The 20,162-nt window shown below is 38.9% G+C and carries 15 protein-coding genes; 9 read left to right on the forward strand and 6 right to left on the reverse strand.

The genetic code is table 11. From position 1 onward, the window contains the following. Positions 1–39 precede the first annotated feature (39 nt). Complete coding sequence (locus tag JKG61_RS21330; RefSeq protein ID WP_202105039.1) at positions 40–1,395, reverse strand: ATP-binding protein; 1,356 nt, start codon at positions 1,393–1,395, stop codon at positions 40–42. A gap of 260 nt (positions 1,396–1,655) precedes the next feature. Between JKG61_RS21330 and JKG61_RS21335 the strand changes: the two genes are divergently transcribed. After that, positions 1,656–2,831: a hypothetical protein gene (locus tag JKG61_RS21335; protein ID WP_237249567.1), complete on the forward strand. Its 1,176-nt coding sequence runs from the start codon at positions 1,656–1,658 to the stop codon at positions 2,829–2,831. 6 nt (positions 2,832–2,837) lie between these two features. On the opposite strand, the gene JKG61_RS21340 is transcribed toward JKG61_RS21335, so the two are convergent. Continuing rightward, positions 2,838–3,401 (reverse strand): C40 family peptidase, encoded by a 564-nt coding sequence (locus tag JKG61_RS21340; protein ID WP_202105040.1) that lies wholly within the window; start codon positions 3,399–3,401, stop codon positions 2,838–2,840. A 188-nt stretch (positions 3,402–3,589) separates the two neighbouring features. On the opposite strand from JKG61_RS21340, the gene JKG61_RS21345 reads away from it, so the two are divergent. The 3 genes from JKG61_RS21345 (at position 3,590) to JKG61_RS21355 (ending at position 6,466) form a co-directional block, all read left to right on the forward strand. Next, a complete protein-coding gene (locus JKG61_RS21345; RefSeq protein WP_202105041.1) occupies positions 3,590–4,489 on the forward strand; it encodes a hypothetical protein in 900 nt (299 codons plus the stop codon). 80 nt (positions 4,490–4,569) lie between these two features. After that, positions 4,570–5,142 (forward strand): RNA polymerase sigma factor, encoded by a 573-nt coding sequence (locus JKG61_RS21350; RefSeq protein ID WP_202105042.1) that lies wholly within the window; start codon positions 4,570–4,572, stop codon positions 5,140–5,142. Next, positions 5,135–6,466 (forward strand): carboxypeptidase-like regulatory domain-containing protein, encoded by a 1,332-nt coding sequence (locus JKG61_RS21355; RefSeq protein WP_202105043.1) that lies wholly within the window; start codon positions 5,135–5,137, stop codon positions 6,464–6,466. The genes JKG61_RS21350 and JKG61_RS21355 overlap by 8 nt, the downstream gene beginning before the upstream one ends. Positions 6,467–6,526: 60 nt before the next feature. Here JKG61_RS21355 and JKG61_RS21360 read toward each other — a convergent pair whose 3' ends face one another. Beyond that, a complete protein-coding gene (locus tag JKG61_RS21360; RefSeq protein WP_202105044.1) occupies positions 6,527–7,411 on the reverse strand; it encodes an energy transducer TonB in 885 nt (294 codons plus the stop codon). Positions 7,412–8,350: 939 nt separating this feature from the next. Between JKG61_RS21360 and JKG61_RS21365 the strand changes: the two genes are divergently transcribed. Then, a complete protein-coding gene (locus JKG61_RS21365; protein ID WP_202105045.1) occupies positions 8,351–10,957 on the forward strand; it encodes a TonB-dependent receptor domain-containing protein in 2,607 nt (868 codons plus the stop codon). A gap of 35 nt (positions 10,958–10,992) precedes the next feature. Here JKG61_RS21365 and JKG61_RS21370 read toward each other — a convergent pair whose 3' ends face one another. The 3 genes from JKG61_RS21370 to floA all read right to left on the reverse strand — a co-directional run bounded on the left by JKG61_RS21370 (position 10,993) and on the right by floA (position 13,518). Beyond that, entirely contained in the window at positions 10,993–11,592 is a 600-nt protein-coding gene (locus JKG61_RS21370; RefSeq protein WP_202105046.1) for a Maf family protein, read from the reverse strand. 1 nt (position 11,593) lies between these two features. Next, entirely contained in the window at positions 11,594–12,112 is a 519-nt protein-coding gene (locus JKG61_RS21375; protein ID WP_202105047.1) for a KdsC family phosphatase, read from the reverse strand. Between the two features lie 422 nt (positions 12,113–12,534). Then, the gene (floA, locus tag JKG61_RS21380; RefSeq protein ID WP_202105048.1) at positions 12,535–13,518 is read right to left on the reverse strand and encodes a flotillin-like protein FloA; all 984 of its coding nucleotides are present in this window, start codon (positions 13,516–13,518) and stop codon (positions 12,535–12,537) included. Positions 13,519–13,836: 318 nt separating this feature from the next. On the opposite strand from floA, the gene JKG61_RS21385 reads away from it, so the two are divergent. From JKG61_RS21385 to JKG61_RS21400, 4 genes are read left to right on the forward strand one after another with little or no spacing between them, the layout of a single operon-like run. Further along, entirely contained in the window at positions 13,837–17,124 is a 3,288-nt protein-coding gene (locus JKG61_RS21385; protein WP_202105049.1) for a response regulator, read from the forward strand. Beyond that, on the forward strand, positions 17,112–17,945 hold the full coding sequence (locus tag JKG61_RS21390) for a CheR family methyltransferase (protein ID WP_202105050.1): 834 nt from the start codon (positions 17,112–17,114) through the stop codon (positions 17,943–17,945). Before JKG61_RS21385 ends, JKG61_RS21390 begins: the two co-directional genes overlap by 13 nt. Next, a complete protein-coding gene (locus tag JKG61_RS21395) occupies positions 17,942–18,520 on the forward strand; it encodes a chemotaxis protein CheB (protein WP_202105051.1) in 579 nt (192 codons plus the stop codon). Before JKG61_RS21390 ends, JKG61_RS21395 begins: the two co-directional genes overlap by 4 nt. Beyond that, positions 18,517–20,139 carry a response regulator gene (locus JKG61_RS21400; protein WP_202105052.1) on the forward strand — a complete coding sequence of 541 codons (1,623 nt, stop codon included), beginning with the start codon at positions 18,517–18,519 and terminating at the stop codon, positions 20,137–20,139. Before JKG61_RS21395 ends, JKG61_RS21400 begins: the two co-directional genes overlap by 4 nt. Positions 20,140–20,162 lie beyond the last annotated feature (23 nt).

Consider the following 20,162-nt stretch of genomic DNA (forward strand, 5'->3'; position numbering starts at 1 on the left):
AGTAGCCTAAATTTTATTACATGAAGGGGAAATTTGACATTAGTCTACTTTGCTTATAAACCAATCGATATATTCTGGCAACTTTGTTCCCAAATAATACGGAAGGTTCAGTAATTTATAAGGCTTTCCATTTGGTGTAACGGTATCCTCAACTCTTAGGTCTCCTCCATATATCCGAACTGCGAAATGATGATCCACTCTTTCCAAAAATTGATGAAGAGACTTCAATGAACCTGTAGCACCAGACTTTACTTCAATAGGTATTACCAACCCCTTGGCAACAAGAAGAGCGTCAACCTCTGCACTGGACTGAGCCTTATCCCTAACCCAAAAGTGAGGCATTGATGTTGAGGAAAACTGTATAGAGATCAGCTCTTGTACAATCAAATGAGGAACTAATGCCCCTTTATATGCAGGACTCAAATCTTTCATCGCAAGCATATCAGACTGAATACCTGCCGCATAATTAATGAGTCCTGTATCTAAGAACTGTAATCTAGGCGACTTCTTAATATCGCTCCGAATCGGAGGAGTCACATCAGTAGTAGGATAAATCAACCTTATAATTTTAGCATTATCTAAGGTCCGGAATGACTCTCCAATTTCCCGTGAACGGTAGTTTGAATTACCAAAACCCTGAAATTTAACACGTTCATCTAAATACAAAGGAGCTGTATCCATAATGTGTTTAATAATCTTACGTTCCGTATCATTAGAAGCGTATTTCTCCACATCGTTTTTATATGTCCCCCAAATACTCTCGTATTTAGAAATAAGGTCAGATAGATTAGATGTTACCAAATCCGCTTTAACAATCTCTGGCATTCCTCCTATGATTGCAAATCTGTGAAATTCATCCATTAAAATCTGATGAGCAACTTTAGAAACAGGAATTTTATTCAGGTATCCGGCAAGATTAGTCTTACTATTGGCTTCTAGATACTCTTGAAAATTCAAAGGATGCAAATACAAAAACTCAACCCTACCGACTGGAAAACTAGGAATCTCCTGCATAGCAAATTCGAGAAGAGAACCTGCACTAATAACATGTAGTTCTGACATCTCTTCATAGAAGTAGCGTAATAATTGAATTGCAGCAGGACTCTCTTGAATCTCGTCTATAAAGAGAATGGTATCTGAAATGTCCTTCGAAGGAACTTCGTGAACAAGAAAGAGAGCTTCAACAATGTCTTGTACATTATCAAAGTTTTCAAAATATCGTCGATCTGCGGGCTTTTCTAAATTAAGAATAATACGATGCTTGTATTTCTTTGAAAAATCACGTATTAAAGTCGTTTTACCAACCTGCCTTGCTCCTCGTAAAATCAAAGGCTTTCGATCTACACGACCTCTCCAATTATCCAAAAACCCCTGAATAGCTCTCTTGAATTCCATAACAAAAGTTAAAAATGTAACAAAAGCAAACCCAAATATACACACTTATTGTCACAAAATAAACCCAGTTTTATCCAATATCTGTAATAAAATAAAGCCAGTATCAACAAACTATTGTAACAAAGTAAGGCCAAATTAAAAAACAAGAAGATAAAACTTCTTTCGATCCACAGTTTATTTCCATAACCTTCCCACTTTAAAAGAAACTAAAAAATCAACGGCAAATTCCTAAATTTGAGCAATACAGCATTCGTACACACATGGACAGAAACACGCCTACCTTTATATCCCTAACCGGAGAAAACAGCCACAAAATAGTAATCCCTCCCGGACAGGGGAGTTTTTCTATAGGAACGAAAAATATGTCCAAAGGGAAATACGATGTACTGGTTATGGAAGGTAGCGCAATCAACTGGGATGTATTCAACGAAATGTACACACCACATGGAAAACAAAATGCAGATCGTTATCCTAATGGTGACTGGCCTCGTTTTTTCTATTACTCGGGAGATGATACAGGTTTCATCCAATGGTCGGAAAAGCGAAGGATAGAAAACCTGAACTGGGCTCCGATAGGCCCAATGAGAGCAGACCTCAGCAAGGCCGACATCTATGAACTCAGCATCCACGCTACAGCCAATCCGATCGAATTAATACTGAGCGAAAATATCAAAAAACTACACCTCTCCGGCAATCTGGCCAACATACAGATTAAAGCCAGTCCTGGTACTACGCTCGTACAATTTGCTCCAGATACCGGTACAGCAGCTGATAACAACTACAGCTTACCGGAATTCCCATCATTACAGATAGCATCCTCCGTACATGTAGATAATACTGTGATCGGGGCAGCAGTCGACTGTAGCAGCTTATTGCAGTTCAAAAACATACAAAGTCTGAATCTGAGCGGTAATATCACCAATCTACAGGCTATCGCCCAACTACATGAGCTCGAATATCTGGGATTACGGACGATGCCCGATCTAACAGGCATGCCAGCACTGAAAATATGGCAAAAACTCAAAAGCTTCATCGGTTGGAATATCGAGGAGACACAAGGTAAGATCCTACAACAGGAACTTAAAAAACTGCTTAAAGAACGGGAGATGGAATACTCCTCCGTATCGAAGCTGCGTAAAAAAATATGGTTTACAACCGAATATGGAATCCCATTTACCAATTGGGAAGGAAAAAATGCCAAAATCGCAACCAAAGCATACAAATCGGCACTTAAAGTAATAGGTAAAGCGAAGACGGAAGCAGAAGTGGAACAAGCTATTATCGAATTGATAGACCTGATCAATACCTTGTCCAATATAGAAACTGTCGAGCGAGAAGATACAGGTACTGCCGTAGGGCAACTCGTTGCTTCTTCCCGACTCGACCTGCCACAGGAACTCGCCGCACAATGGTTTGATGACAGACGGGACTTTTAACGAGACCTAGCTTGTAGGTGTACCGCAACGCTTCAGATACTTGTAATACCACACATCTTTAAGATTCGAAATAACGACTCCCTGTTTGGTGGATACATGTACAAACTTTCCATTGTGCAGGTAAACACCCACGTGATCTATATCCCGTCCTCCAAAAGAAAAAAACACTAAATCTCCTTCCTTAAGTTGGTCATCATACTTTCGCTTGATCCGCTCCGCCATATCGCGCGAGGTACGGGGCAGGTCTTTACGGTACACTTCATTGTATACCATCCCCACAAAAGCAGAACAGTCGATTCCCGAGCGTGTCAACCCTCCCATACGATGCGGGCTTCCGATCCAATCATCAATAAAAGAGTAAAGATCTGCATTCAGTGATTTTGAATCTGTACCCAACAAATCTGCATAATATGCAGTTAAATTACCTTTGTTTTTCTTGCCTGCCAAAGTGCCACTCCCTACCGTCGGTTTATGATTATTTCCGTAAAGCGTCTTCTTTTTAGCACCACAGGATGCAAAAACAAAGGGAACGAGGAGTAGTAAAATAAATAAGTGTTTCGTTAGTGTCATAGCGTATCCTCCTATTTATTACGAATATAATAGCTCACAATAATACTATAAAACATATAGTTTTCCACATATGTGATTTAAACATGACCCATTTCAAACATAAAACACTCCTAAATGATAGTGGTTTCTTTAAAACCTTTTCTATCCTTTCTCCCATTTCACTGATATTTTTCTTTTAAATTTGTATTATGAATAACAAAATCAACAACGCGCTACTCTTAGCGTTATGTACCCTCTCTACAGGGTTGTATATCGGATGTAACAATTCTCGCCAGCAGAATGACACAACCAGCGCAGCACAGGACACGATTCCGCAAAAAGTATCCGAAAGTCTAGCAGGGGACAGCTTATCACATCAGGATATCGGTTTCGGTTTATTCGATGATTCGCGTAAGCAACTTATCTTGATCGACGACGAAGAACGTCCTTCAAACGTGAAAGAGCTAAGCTATGTATGGGCTAATGAAAAAGCATACCAATTTGATTTTGTAAAAATGCAGCAGGAAAGCGAAGATTATAATGGAAGGCAGACTCCAGACAACTTCAGCAATCTCCCAGGAGCCGTGTTCCAACTTCATGAAAAAACATCCCCAGGTGAAGCCTATGCTTTCCTCGCCAACGACAGCTTCCATAAAACCCGAAAAGCAGTTGCCGTCAAACAGAACTTGGTGGATGCCCATAAAAGCAATGTGATTACAGAGTTAAAAAAAAGCTACCAAAGCCCAATAAAAACCATAAAACTCATCGCAACGACAGCAGAGAAAGACAGTATCTTTCTAGCACAATTAGCGCCTTTAGCGGATACCCTAACAGTACTACTAGTTGCCAAATCCAATACAAGTCCAACCCTATTTATACAAGAATTCAAAGCCGAGTATAACGAGATGAGCACCTGGAGAGTAGATGATGGCGGTCAGTTTCCGATGGAGGATTTTACCATCCTAAATGTCTTTCGCTACAACAATAAAATTGAACTGGTCACGTCATTTCCGGGACCTGAGGGTGGAAGTTTCTCCTTCATAACACCAGATAAACAAAACCGCTATCGGACGCTCAAAGAAGCCTATGCATATTGGTCACCTTTGTAGAGAGAATCACGCTCGATATCTTAATTTAACATTAAATAACTGATACTCTGAAAAAAAAGCACTAATTTGACGGCAATTTTATGAAACTATACAATGCTGACCTTCCTCCTTATGAAGAAGATACTGTCCTCTTAGCTCAGTATCTTCAAGAAAATGATATGGAAGCCTTAGGCAAGCTGTATAGCAAACATGCCGAAATGGTATACTATGTATGCTTACGCTACTTTAAAGAGGAGGAAAAGAGTAAAGATGCCGTGATGCAGATCTTTGAAGAGCTAATAACCAAGATTAAAAAACAGGATATCAAGAGCTTTCCAAAGTGGCTTTATGTAGTAAGTAAGAACTTTTGTCTCATGGATTTACGTTCAAAAAAAGGCAAAGAAGAAATTTCAGTCGATGAATTTGTGGAATTTCCGATAAGTATGCATCAGGAAGAAAGCTATTCAGAAAAAGAAGGTAAACTCTCTTCGCTGGAACAATGTATGGAAAAGCTTCCAGAAAAGCAAAGAGTCACTGTAGACCTTTTTTTCATCAATGAGCATTGCTACAAAGAAGTAGTAGAAATAACGGGATATAGCATGAATGAAGTAAAAAGCTATATCCAAAACGGAAAAAGAAACTTAAAAAACTGTATGGATAGAGCTGATGCATAAACTCACATTCGATATTGCCCACCTACGTAAGTACGTCAATGGCGAATTGTCTTCCAAGGAAATGCACGAAGTAGAACGTGCTGCCCATGATGACGAGATGCTATCCGACATCCTTATGGGCTTAGAGATCGAAAAAAGTGAAGGGAATCCAGCAGTATCGTTTATCGACATACACCATAAAATAGTTAACCGAACGCAACGAAAATCAGCTTCAAGTTCTCTATTGCACAACAGACCCCTGCAGATCGCTGCTTCTATTTTAATAATACTAAGTGGCTTATTGTTTTGGTATAATCAAGATCAGCACCCAAAAACTGAACAAACTCTTATTGCTGATGCACAGCAGGAAATTATAGGTCCGAGTCATGATCGTATCGCTGAGATATCATCTACTCCTGATAGTACTGTAAAACTGTTTTCAAACCCAGATTATTCCCCTCCGCGGGAAACAAATGAAAATATCCAAAGGCATCAAAATCTTTCTGGTAACCCGCACAGTAGAAAACTAACCGAACAGGAAAGCCAAATTTTAGCTTATACTCCTACTGAAAAGAATATTGATTTTAATCAGGATCTTGCAGGCACATTGAATCTTAGCCACCCCAAGCATGAGAATGATGTCATTATCATCAATACAGAAGGGCAGGACAAGTATAATCTGATGGCCTCCAATCAAAAAAAACAAACGCAACCTAAAATAGCGGATACCAGAGTAAGTAGTAATCCCAACACGCCACTATCTAGTGCTCAAATGAGAGCGCGGCTTAGTAGTTTAGGGCTAGATTCGCAGACCGATCTAATCTGGGGACAAGTGCTGGATCAACGATCTAAACAACCTCTGGCAGGCGTAGAAGTAACAGATACCCAAAATGACAATGTAGTTCTAACTGATGCAGATGGAAGGTTTTTATATGCAGCAAACAATAAAAAAAGTTTAAAAATAATTGCATCAGGATACAGAGCAAAAGAAGTTAAAGCGGAGGACGGTTCACAGACCATACTATTATCTCCTTTAGAGGACCTATTGGACGATATTGGTTATGAATCCAAAGTCCTCAAATCGGGCAAGAGTATCCCTACCATTGGATGGGAAAAATATATGACATATCTATTTGCGGAAATTGACAAAACTACGGAAAAGGAATATGATTTATCTGTACGTATGGAACTTAATAAAGACGGGAGACCTACCAATGTATCTATTATAAGATCTTCGGATAAAGAGCTAAATGCAAAGGTAATCTACCTTATTGAAAATGGTTCTGCTTGGGAAACAGGTGTAGACTCGAAAAACATCTATCTTCAGATCAAACCCCGAAAATAAGCTTTTTCTATAACTCTATAAATAATTCAAGCCCATCACGGGCTTGAAAAAAATAAAACATCATTGTTGTACGGTGCTCAATCTAATTGGGAGGTTATAAGATACGCGCACAGGCCTTCCATTCTGAATACCTAGTGTCCAGCGCTTTGCCCTTTTGAGAAGTTCAATAGCTTGATTTCCGGTACCGAATCCCAAGTCACGTTTGACTTCAAAAGAACTCAACCTTCCGTCTCTCTCTACCACAAAAGAAACCTGTATGAGCCCTGCAACCTCATGATCAACTGCTGACGATGGAAATTGATAATTACGTGCAACCCACTCTACAAAAGCTTTCATACCCCCGGGAGGTTCTGGCATGATTTCTACCGTTTCAAACGTACCCTCGCCATCATCTCTTCCCTCTATATCACTTCCCATAGACTTCCCAAGAGCACCACCATTCCGTTTTTCCTTACCAAAAGTCCCCTTGGGCACAAGTGCTCCCCCAGCCTGTCCTTTCATCGAAATAGCAGCTATCATCTTTCGGGCTCCAAGTGTCTCTGAGGTCTCTACAATATCCTCTTTAAGGGATGCCTTATTTGTAGGATTCACTTCAGTGAATTTTATCAAATCAACCGCCGGCACATCCTGTGCAACTTGCTGTGCTACTCCTGATTCTTTAAGGATAACGATCTCTTCCGAGGCTGGTTCCGACTTCTCTATTTCAACAGTGATTAGCGACGCATTAAGTAAAGAAAGGTCGGATTCTACCCCTTGACTTTTCTTGGGATATATAAAAGAGAGGCTACACAATGCTCCGACGAATAAAATAACGCCCCCTAATGAAATACCTATGGCTTTGTCTCCAAAAAGCCTCAATTGATACGCTCCATAGGCTTTATTTCGGTCAACAAAAACGACATCCATCCATTCTTTGTTGAAAATAACTGATTTTGAAAATAGCATAGCAAAAAGTGTTTGGGTTTATAAATCTCTTTTATACTATGATGAAAGAAACCTCCACTTTCCACAAAAATCTAAAAACTGAGCATACTATATTATTCAGATACTACATCAAAACAATTAAAGAGAAAGATTATTGTACGCGGGATATTATCTTGGAATATATCTTAAACAATAAAATGGCTGCTAAAACAAGCCCTGCAATACCAGCTACAACTACAACAGGTTGTTCAAAAAAATTTACCATAACATTTAGATCAAGGTTAACTAGCTCTAAGATAACAATAATGTTGCAACACCAAAATATTTTTTATCATTTTTTTTCCTTTATATTTGCTCTTAATGAAAAGATTCCTAGCCATACTAGTATGCTTCGTCTATATGACGGTCTCCTTCGGAGGCTCTGTATACATGCATAATTGTTGCGGAGGAACCTCAATCAGCCTATATGAAAAAGCAGGACACGACATATGTCCTATGTGTACTCACGAAGAAAAAAACAACTCAGAATCTTCAAAACATAAAACTTGTTCTGATGGCAAATGCAGTGATATCGAGATTAAAATCGACCAACTCGCCAATAAGCTATTCTCAGGGCATTCTTATTTTTACTCAGCCGTGGCACCGGCTATCTTAACCCGCCTCTGGATTAGTCTCAAGCCCATCAGTTTAGAGTTAAAGAACGAAAAATTCGCTTTAAGGGACAGCTTTGTGTTTAAAGATGTCGCACCCCCAACATTTCTTTTAAATTGTATTTTCAGAATTTAGAATAGTATTTTCTTTGTTATTAAACATGGGGTATTGCGTACGTATTCCTCATACATTAAATCACGTAAGAGAATCATTATTTTTTGGATATTACCGGTCCAGTGAAAAAACTATTCGATTCAATCTAAAAGGCAAACTATTAATAATAGTTCCCTTAGAATAAGTTAAATACATATGAACACAATATATAAAGTCACATCATTAATTATATTTATTTTTATAACGCAGATTACAATAGCACAAACCCTTAGTACAGCTGTTTTTGAAGTACCGGGGAACTGTGGTATGTGTAAAAAACGTATTGAAACAGCCGCCAAAATATCAGGTGTTGAATCGGCGGTATGGGATAATAAAACCCACAAAATCACGACAAAGTATAATTCGAAACAAGTAGACCTGACTCAAATCCAACAAGCTATTGCCAAAGCAGGCCATGACACCCCATTGGTCAAAGCAGAAGACGATGTATACGCCAAGCTACATGAATGCTGTCTATATGAGCGACTAGGTGACGAAAAAAAAGACGAACATGCAGATCACAATCATGATGATCACGCTGGACATAACCATGATGACCATGATCATCACGATCACGAGCACATCATAACGGGTGTCGTTGTAAATGAAGATGGAAAAGCGGAACTTACTCCGATTGTCGGCGTGAATATCAAATGGCTCGAAGCTCCTTCAAAACAGACTACAAGTAATGAAAATGGGGTATTCAAGATCAAACATGAAAAAGGATACAAACACCTCGTTTTCTCCCATCCTGGCATGCAGGCAGACACGATAGTAGTGAAAGACCTTCATGAGGTACTTGTAATTCACTCTAAAGACAATGTATTGTCGGAGGTGGTCGTGTCTCGAAGCAAAAAAGCGACCTATATCAACAAACTAAATCCAAATCGGATGGAAGTCCTAACAACAAAGGAGCTATTCAAAGCTGCATGTTGTGACTTGAGCGAAAGCTTCTCGACCAATGCGTCTGTCGATGTCGTGAGTAATGATGCGGTAACAGGCAGCAAGCAGATCCAGATGTTGGGCTTAAGTGGTATCTATACACAGTTGACAGTCGAAGGGCTACCAGGCCCCCGTGGTTTTGCAACACCGCTAGGTTTGAATAGTATCGCTGGAACATGGATCAACTCTATAGAAATTTCAAAAGGCATCGGATCTGTTGTTAATGGATTTGAAAACATGGCTGGACAGATCAATATCGAATTAAAAAAACCACATGACTCAGACAGGTTGTTTTTCAATGCTTATGCTAATAACATGGGTCGTACGGACGTAAACTTAAATCTAGCACAAAAACTAAATGACAAGTGGTCGGTAGGCTTTTTATTGCATGACAACTTCATGTATAACAAAAACATGAACTATAGCAACAATGGCTTCAGAGATGCACCTGTGGGTAACCTATTCTCTGGAATCAACAGGTGGCACTACGAAGATGGAAAGGGGGTGATTGCACAATTCGGAGTTAAATATCTAAAAGATGACCGTACAGGAGGTCAAACCGACTTCAACAAATCCACAGATAAAAGTACCACCAACAGGTATGGTCTCGGTTTTGATAATCAACGTATAGAAGGATTTGCCAAAATAGGTTATGTATTCCCAGAAAATAGACTGAGAAGTATTGGCTTACAACTATCTGCTTCGAACTATAAACAAGACAGCTACTTTGGACTTAATAACTACCTAAGCGATCAAAGTAGTGGCTATGCTAACCTTATCTTTCATGATGTAATCGGATCGGTTGCACATAAATACAAAGTGGGAGCTTCTGTATCCTATGACGATTACAATGAAACCATAAATGCTTTTAATTTTAAAAGAAAAGAAGCGGTTACAGGTGCATTTGCGGAATATACTTACAGCCCGACAGAGAGTTTTGATGCTGTCTTAGGTTTACGTCAAGACTATAACTCTTTATACGGTTGGTTTACAACACCAAGAGCTGTCGTACGTTATGCACCGACATCGACTACTACAATCCGCTTAAGTTCTGGAAGAGGGCAACGTACAGCAAATATATTTGCTGAAAACATGAGCATATTCGCCTCTAGCCGTACTATAGATTTTGCAGCCCTGTCAAACCAGAACAATGCTTATGGATTGAAACCAGAGGTATCTTGGAACACTGGACTGACCTTTGACCAAGACTTCCAATTATTCGGAAGGGAAGCTGGAATATCCATGGAATTATTCCATAATAACTTCCAGGATCAGGTTGTTATCGATTTTGAGAACCCAAGAGCGGTATCTTTCTATAACCTAGAGGGCAAATCATTCTCTAACAGCTTGCAGACGGAGCTTCGTTTTATGCCTGCTCAACACTTTGAAGCTAGATTTGCGTACAGACTATTGGATGTACAGACAGACTATGCCAGTGGGCGTCTACAGAAGCCATTGACAGCAAAACATAGAGGTTTTATGAACCTTGCTTACAATCTGCATAGCGGATGGTCCTTTGATTACACACTAAATGTAGTAGGTAAGAAGAGAATGCCGTCTACGACAGCTAACCCTATAGAGTATCAACTACCGGAAAACTCTAAGTCTTACGTGACAATGAATGCACAGGTCAGTAGAAAATTAGGAAAAAACAAAAATATAGACATCTATGTGGGGGGTGAAAACTTAACAAATTACTACCAGAAAGATCCGATATTAGGTTTTGACCAACCCTTTGGCCAATATTTTGACACCAACTTATTATGGGGTCCTCTAACAGGTAGAATGTTCTACACTGGTGTGAGATACCACATAAAGTAATAAAAAAGGCCGTTTGTAAAACAAACGGCCTTTTTTTAGGAAGATAATACGATCCGCTTGAGCTCCTCGTAGAGTCGACTGGTCGGGAGTCCGACGACATTCTCAAAGGATCCTTCAATAGCCTCCACCCCTATTCGACCAATCCATTCCTGAATCCCGTAAGAACCGGCCTTGTCATAAGGCTTGTATTTGTCCAGATAGTATTCAATCTCTTCACCATCCAGCGTTCGAAAACAAACAACTGTATCGCTTGTAAAACTTTTTACCTGTCCGCGATAGGCTATGGCGACTCCTGTATAGACGTGATGCACGCTACCGCTCAAACCCGACAAAACTGCCCGCGCTTCATCTACATTTTTAGGCTTCCCAAGCACAGCACCTACTCCATCTACTACCACTGTATCAGCCGTAATAACAATGTGTTCGAAAAAGCCAGGTTCTGCAAAAGCCTTGATTTTTTCTACCGCAACATATTCGGCAGCATCCTGAGGCAGTACTTCTGTCGGTATCGACTCATCGATTTCACGGATGATAACCTCAAAATCTAAATCCAGCGACGTCAAAAGTTCTTTCCTGCGCGGAGATTGCGATCCTAAAACAATGGGAATCTTCGCTATAACTTTTAAAAAAAACATGTTATATACTTTTTATTAGAACTTCTGTATGCCATTTATTCTGAAGTCGTAGGACCTTTTCTATAATCTCGCGCACGATTCCTTCCCCGCCCCGCTTGGTAGAGACATAATGACTTATGCGCTTGATATCTTCAACGGCATCCGCTGGCGCAATAGCTGCACCGACCTGCTGCATACAGCTATAGTCGGGCATATCATCCCCTATAAAGGCCATATCCGCTAGACGCAGATTATAACGAGCAGCGAGCTCCTCGAGTAGTCTAAGCTTATCCGAAACACCCAAATGTACCTCAGGAACATGAAGCCCCTCCATACGTTTCAACACGCCTTGAGAAAGCCCTCCTGTGAGTACGAAAATCAATAAGCCCTGTTTGATTGCATACTGTATAGCATAACCATCCTTGACATTGAAAGTCCGCAATTGCTCTCCATTTTCGTTGACTAAAATAGCACCGTCTGTCAACACACCGTCGACATCTAATACGACGCATTTTATATTTTTTAACGTAGAATAAATCATAACTAATACAAAGGTAACTAATAATTGCAGATATGCTAAACCACCTCCTTACTCAGAATAGCCATAGATTTATCAATATAAACCAGAAAAATCAAAACTTTGTCACAAAATAGTTGTTATCGCAACTTTTATATCAACAGCTCTTGACTGCTATCAATTCTTGACGTAACTTTGTGTTAACAATTCGGAAATCTACACAAGTATCTGAATAGAAAAAAGAGTTGTTTTAAAATAGTCTTTTCATAATTTAGGTTTATAATTGGTTAGTAGCAAACCTTGGCGCCCATCGTCAAGGTTTTGTTCTTTTATAACCCCACACAAGGAGATCCAACAGATACCTTACACACAGTTCCACAAATGCAGTCCCCTTATAGAATAAAAAAAGGGCATAATAATGCCCTTTTTTATAACAGTGTCTTGGTCTAAGACTTATTCTTGTCCGTTCCTTTAGGGTTGGATATAGATGAACGCATATCGGTATCCGCTTGGATATTCTGCATTTTGTAATAATCCATTACTCCCAGGTTACCGCTACGGAATGCTTCTGCCATCGCTAACGGTACCTGCGCTTCTGCTTCAATTACCTTGGCCTTAGCTTCCTGTGCTTTCGCTCTCATCTCCTGCTCATTCGCAACCGCCATAGCACGACGCTCCTCAGCACGAGCATTAGCCACCTTAAGGTCAGCCTCTGCTTGATCGGTCTGTAACTTTGCACCTACGTTTTCGCCGATATCGATATCAGCAATATCGATCGATAAGATTTCGAATGCAGTTCCCGAGTCCAGACCTTTGGATAACACCGTTTTAGAAATACGGTCAGGATTTTCCAAAACCTCTTTATGATTTGCAGAAGAACCTATAGTCGTAACAATACCTTCACCCACACGAGCTAAGATTGTTTCTTCTCCGGCACCACCCACCAACTGATTAATATTGGCACGTACTGTAACTCTCGCTTTCGCAATCAGCTGTATACCATCTTTAGCAACTGCTGCGACTGGAGGGGTATTAATAACCTGAGGATTAACAGAAAGTTGAACAGCATCAAAAACATCACGACCAGCCAAATCTATAGCTGTAGCGAGTTTAAAGTCCAAAGGAATGTTGGCTTTATCAGCCGAGATCAGTGCTTTAATAACTTTATTAACATTTCCGCCAGCAAGATAGTGCGTCTCGATATCATTTGTGCTGATACGAAGACCTGCTTTAGTGGAAGTAATCATTGCATTGGTAACCAGTGCGGGAGAAACCTTACGTAAACGCATCAACACTAAGTTCAAAAGACTGATACGTACATTAGAGAGTTGAGCAGTAAACCAAAGATTGACCGGCAATAAGTAAAGTAATAAAAACAAGGCTACTACAGCGCCGATGATGGTTAGAATTAAAGAAACGTCTGAATTCATATATTGAAATTAAAAAAAATAGCTCTTTAAAGATAGAGATTTATTTTTATTTTATGGCACAATGTGCTTCATATTATTCTAAAACCTTACAAAGAAATTTTAAACATTTATATACCTTTGTAATAATCTGGCCTAGTCCGACAAAGTGAGAAGCAAAATGTAAACGGGATATTTTCACTTTTTTTACATCGTTTTTAGAGACCTTTACCCATGAATAAACGAAACAAATTAAAAACACAGGTTTTTATAAGTATTGGCATCGCTACAGCTATCATTTTATTGTCAATACTTTATTTGTTTAACCAATTTTCTAACTATATGGTTAGAAACGATGAAATCATTAAAAACTCACAAGATCAACTTCAGGCTGCAACGATCATAAACACCGATTTTTACAACCTCACCAGAGCACAAATAGATAAAGTAAAAGGACAATCACAAGCAGATTTTGAAATATCTACATATATAGAAAAGCTAAAAAAACAAGTTATCACTTTAGAAAACATCAGTGCGGAAAACAGTGAAAATGCGAAACGCCTCATCGAGCGTATTAAAGTCGTATTAAAAAGTAGTCATGGACTCGACGAAAGAGAGCAGAAAGATAAAGTGATCAACTTTTGGATTGCTGAACAGGAAGAAAACCTGGAATCCACTAATATATTTATTGGCTCTATAATCGCTAATAGGGCCAAGGAGATGGCTAGCAATGAAAAATATATTAACGATGTCAAGTCCGTTACCACTGTATTGATAGCCATTAGTCTTTTGATAATAGCGTATGTCTTTTATAAAATTTTTCAGCTTCTTTACCAACTGCGTAAATCCACTAGTGAGTTAAAAATAGTAAATAAGGAATTTGAAGAGGCACGGGATAAAATTGAAAACACGAATTGGGTATTAGAAAACAGCGCGTATCTGGCAGATAAAATAAGTGGTATAGATGAAAGTCAAAAGATCAGTAATATCGTCATTAATTTACTGCATCAACAAACGTCATTACAGGCTGCCGCAATATACATCAGAAAACCAGACTCCTATGAATTCGAACAAATGGCGTCATTAGGATTAAAAGATAATTCAAGCTTATTTAGATTCACGAGTGGAGAGGGGCTTTTAGGAATGATTGTTGAAAGCAAAGAATTTATCATACATACTATAAAAGATGTGAACCATCTGAATACCCAAACAGCACTGGTAAATCAGTTTCCAGCAACAGTGTTCATATCCCCTTTAATACATGAAAATCATTGCCTCGGAATTATCGAAGTGGCAATCTTTTGTAAAGAAGAAGATCAAAAGAAACATAAAGATTATCTAAGCCGAATTAGCCGTATAATCGCAACACGGATTAAATTTGGTCAGAGCCACCTATTAGTAGAACAGTTACTAGAAGAGACCCAGCGACAAACAGAAGAATTAGAGGCGCAGCAGGAAGAACTAAGAATAACAAATGAAGAACTGATTCATAAAACGCACCTCTTGGAGTCTTCGGAAGAAGAACTACGCGTTCAACAAGAAGAACTAACACAGACTAATACGGAATTGAATCAGAAAGCGGCTGAAGTAGAGAAAAGGAACAACGAGCTCAATGATGCTCATAAGGTAGTCGAACAAAAAATAAACGAAGTAGAGCAGGCAAGTAAATACAAATCAGAATTCATGGCAAATATGAGCCACGAATTACGCACACCATTAAATAGCATCTTGATATTAGCAAAACTACTCCAGGACAACAAGACAAAAAACCTAAATGCAGAGCAAGTAAAATATGCCAGCGTAATACATGGCGCGGGGACGGATCTTTTGGAGCTAATCAACGAGCTATTAGACCTAGCGAAGATTGAATCGGGAAAGATTGATTTGAATATCGATAATATATATACGAGGGATTTTGTCAATGAGACGGAAGAGCTTTTCCGCGCAGTTGCGAAAGATAAGGGCATCATATTTACAACTACTATCGCAGCAGATGTACCTGCAGACTTCTCATCCGACGAATATAGATTGCAACAGGTCGTCAAAAACTTTCTATCCAATGCTTTTAAGTTTACACCATTGAACGGCTCGGTCAGTTTCAACATTAGGATACAGGCCAACAATCTCTTCTTTGAAGTAAAAGATTCGGGCAAAGGAATTACAAAAGAAAAACAAGAACTCATATTCGAAGCATTTAGACAAGAAGATGGTTCAACCAGTCGCAAATATGGAGGCACAGGCCTTGGGCTGTCTATCAGTCGCGAGATTGCATCATTACTGGGCGGAAGAGTGACATTGGAGAGTGAACCTGAGATAGGTAGTACCTTTACCTTGATAATCCCATATACGTCTTCTGAAGACATAAAAATAACGAGACAGAATTTTATACAAGAGAAACAAGAAACTGAAAAAGCAGTTGCCCAACAAGCATTAGAACAGAAAACCCCTGAACAAGAAGACAGGAAAATCCTTATTATAGAAGATGATATCAACTTTGCTGATATATTGAAGGGATTTGCAGAAGAATACGGTTTTGCAGTTAATCTGGCCCATGACGGAGCGAAAGGGTTTGAAGAAGCATTACAGACTTTGCCCGATGCAATCATACTTGATGTCATGCTTCCGATTGCAGATGGATGGGAAGTACTGAAAATGCTTAAAGAAAATCCTAAAACAAAACACATCCCCGTACACATGATGTCTGCTGCGACATTCAACAAAAAAGATTTTCTTGAAAAAGGGGCAATCGGCTTTATGCATAAGCCTGTAACAGCAGATACCATACAAAATACATTCGAGACAATAAATCTTAACCTAAGTCAATCTGTCAAAAAAATCTTATTGATTGAAGACCAAGAGCTGCAGAGCGAGTTTATCAAAGACTCATTTGCGGAGCACAACATCAATGTCATTCAAGCATTTTCATTATCTGCAGCCTGGGACAAACTTATTGAAGAAGCTAATATTGACTGTATTATCTTAGACATGCAGCTTCCGGATGGCAACGGCCTAGACTTAATCGAAAAAATAAAAGAAACACCAAGACTGGTCAATATCCCCATCATTATAAATACGGCATATGAACTTCCTAAAGAGCAGTATGATAAAATAATTGCCGATGCCAAAGCAACTATTCTAAAATCAGACAAATCCAGCGATCGATTAATTGACGAGGTGAACCTGTTCTTAAATAAAATAAACGACTCCTCCTACCAACCCATCAAAAACATAGGGAGCATCCAGCAGATGAGTAATCTGAGAGGGAAGCGTGTACTCGTAGCAGATGACGATATGCGGAATATATTTGCACTAACAACCTCGTTACAGAGCTTCGAGATGGAAATAGAAATCGCCAATAACGGAAAAGAAGCGGTACAGATCATGAGTAATCCCGACAACAAAATTGATATCATTTTAATGGATATCATGATGCCCGAGATGGATGGGTATGAAGCCATAAGAATCATTCGTGAGGATCTCAAATACAAAAACATCCCAATTCTTGCTGTTACAGCAAAAGCGATGAAAGGTGATCGAGAGAAATCAATACAGATTGGTGCAAATGACTACGTAAGCAAACCCATAGATATAGACAAACTAACATCATTAATGCAGGTATGGTTGGGCTAAAAAAAAGTGAGTTTATCAGTTTTTCTGATCTTGATGAAGTTGTTTATCTACTAAAAAACATCTCTGAGTTCGATCTGACTGGCTATTCAAAATCGTCACTTAAGCGTAGAATAGAGCGTTTTCTTAGTATGGAAAAAATGGACTTAGTGGACTTAAAAAGTGCCATTTTAAATATCGATGGATTTGAAAACTACTTCATACAGGAACTAATGGTCAATGTAACTGAAATGTTTAGAGACCCACAATTTTTCAGACAATTAAAAGCCAAAACTTTTCCGTACCTCCAGACCTATCCACAGCTTCGCATCTGGAGTGCTGGCTGTGCAACAGGAGAAGAAGCTTATTCATTGGCAATACTCCTCAAAGAAAACAACTTACTGAATAGATCATTCATATATGGAACTGATGTTAGCTTGAAAGCTTTAGATTTTGCCAGAAAAGGGGTGTATCCGTTAGCAAAAATAAAATCCTACACAGATAACTTTAATAAAGCAGGGCTTGCTTCAGAATTTTCCTCCCATTATACGGCTATGTATGATGCTGCAATCATAAACAATGAGTATAGAAATAAAATCCTTTTTTCTACACATAATTTGGTCTCGGATCATGTGTTTAATGAGTTTCAGCTGATCCTATGCAGGAATGTAATGATCTATTTTGATAAGGAGCTACAAGAACACGTGCTACAGCTATTCTATGAATCTCTAGCCTTATTTGGCTTTCTTTGTTTAGGGAGTAAAGAAAGTCTCTACGGACATGCTATCAAGGACAGGTTTAAAGTCATTGATAGCAACTTAAACATTTATCAAAAGGTCAAATGAAAGGCAAAAAGGATAACATAGTGCTAATCGGTGGCTCGGCAGGTTCCTTATTATTGATAACAGAAATATTGGAAAACCTACCTGCACGTCTTGACTATGCTCTATGTATCATTATTCATCGTAGCTCAACATTCAGCAGCGAGATTGAAAAGAGTCTTTCGATCAAGCTTAATAGGCCAGTAATAGCTATTACGGACAAAACTCCTATTAAAAATGGAATCATCTATTTTGCTCCACCTGGATATCATATACTAATCGATCCACCAGGCACGTTTGCGCTCGACAGTTCAGAACATGTCAATTATGCGAAGCCATCAATAGACGTCTTATTTGAAAGCTGTGCACAGATATATGGCCAATACTGTACTGCTTTTCTATTATCCGGAGCCAATGCAGATGGTGCTCGCGGTCTAAAAGCGATTGAAGAATTTGGAGGTAAAACCTTCATTCAAAACCCTAGCGATGCCTTAATAGAGACCATGCCTATTTCAGGAATCCAGGAATCCCGCTTATCCACTATTCTTAAAAACCAAGATATAATACGTTACTTTAGCGACAATCTCCAGTTATCATGAAAAACATAAACTTATTAATACTTGACGATAAAGAAGAAAACATCATAAGCTTAAGAGCACTGTTATCAGATATCGAGAACATCAACATTATCTGTTCTACAAATCCTAATGAAGCACTTAAGCTCTGCTGGAAAAATGATATAGCATTAGCATTAGTGGACGTTCAGATGCCCGAAATAAATGGATTTGAATTTGTTTCTCTTTTGAAATCAAACCCAAAAACCAGCCATATTATGGCCGTGATGGTCACCGCAATATCCAAAGAAGACAAATATCTGATCAAAGGACTACAAAGCGGAGCTGTAGATTACCTCTACAAACCGCTCAATCCAGAAATAACTATCGCTAAAGTAACTTCTTTCATCAAACAAATTCATATCCAAGAAGAAATTATCCAAAAGAATACGGAGCTCGAAGAATCCAAAAAGGCTCTGATAAAAGCGAATCAGGAAGCTGAACAAGCTCGAAAATCTAAAGAAATCTTTCTAGCAAATATGAGCCATGAAATCAGAACGCCAATTAACGGTATAAAGGGTATCGTACACATGCTAAAGAATGCTAATCTGAACCTTGAACAATTGGGTTGGGTCAATAGGTTGGAGATTGCTTCTAACTCGCTACTCCTCATCATCAATGATATACTGGATATCTCGAAAATCGACTCGGGAATGATGAAAATTGAAATGGAAGACTTCCATTTCACAAATGTCCTTTTAGACTTGGTGCAGATGTTTAAAATCAAAGCATCTGATAAAAACCTAGAATTCGAAGTCATTTTAGATCCAAAATTACCCACGCATGTCCACTTTGACTCCCTACGTCTAGAGCAGATTATAAGCAACTTTGTATCAAACAGCCTCAAGTTTACAGAAAATGGAAAAATTACACTCACAGTGGAGTCTTTGGAAGTTAATGATGAACTACATCGGATTAAATTTCTGGTAACCGATACCGGTATCGGCATAAAGCCGGATTCTGTAGATAAGATATTCCTTGCTTTTGAACAGGGAGATGATGGTATCACTAAAAAATTTGGCGGCACAGGATTAGGCCTAGCTATCGTCAAACGATTGGCAGAGCTTCTAAATGGAGAAGTACATGCACAAAGCGTATATGGACAAGGTTCTAATTTTTCTTTTATTGTCGACATCAAGGAAGTAAAAGATAAAGTAACAGTCAAAAGAGAGATAAACCTTCCCTACTCCCAATTCCCAAAACTGAATAGCATAAACGTACTAGTTGCAGAAGACAATGAGCTTAATAGTTTTATGCTGGCCCATATGCTACAAACCTGGGACTGTAAAGTCACGGTTGTCAAGAATGGACTATTGGCGCTGGAAGCGTTAGAAAAAGACAATTTTAACTTAATACTAATGGATACACATATGCCTGTTATGAGTGGTTTCGAAGCTATTAAAGAAATAAGGGGAAATCTAGATTCCCAACGTAGACAGACCCCCATAATCACAATCTCAGCATCGGTTCTAGAACATGAGCAGCAGGCAGCCTTCCAAGTGGGAGCAGACGAAGTCATTGGCAAACCATTTGATCCCACAGAACTTTATAAAAAAATAACAAAAGTATGTCGAGGTGAGAAAGTCAGTAATTTGCCATTTTGAGCTTAAATTCCACTTATAATTCT

The organism is Sphingobacterium faecale, assembly GCF_016746095.1.
GTDB classification, from domain to species: Bacteria; Bacteroidota; Bacteroidia; order Sphingobacteriales; family Sphingobacteriaceae; genus Sphingobacterium; species Sphingobacterium faecale.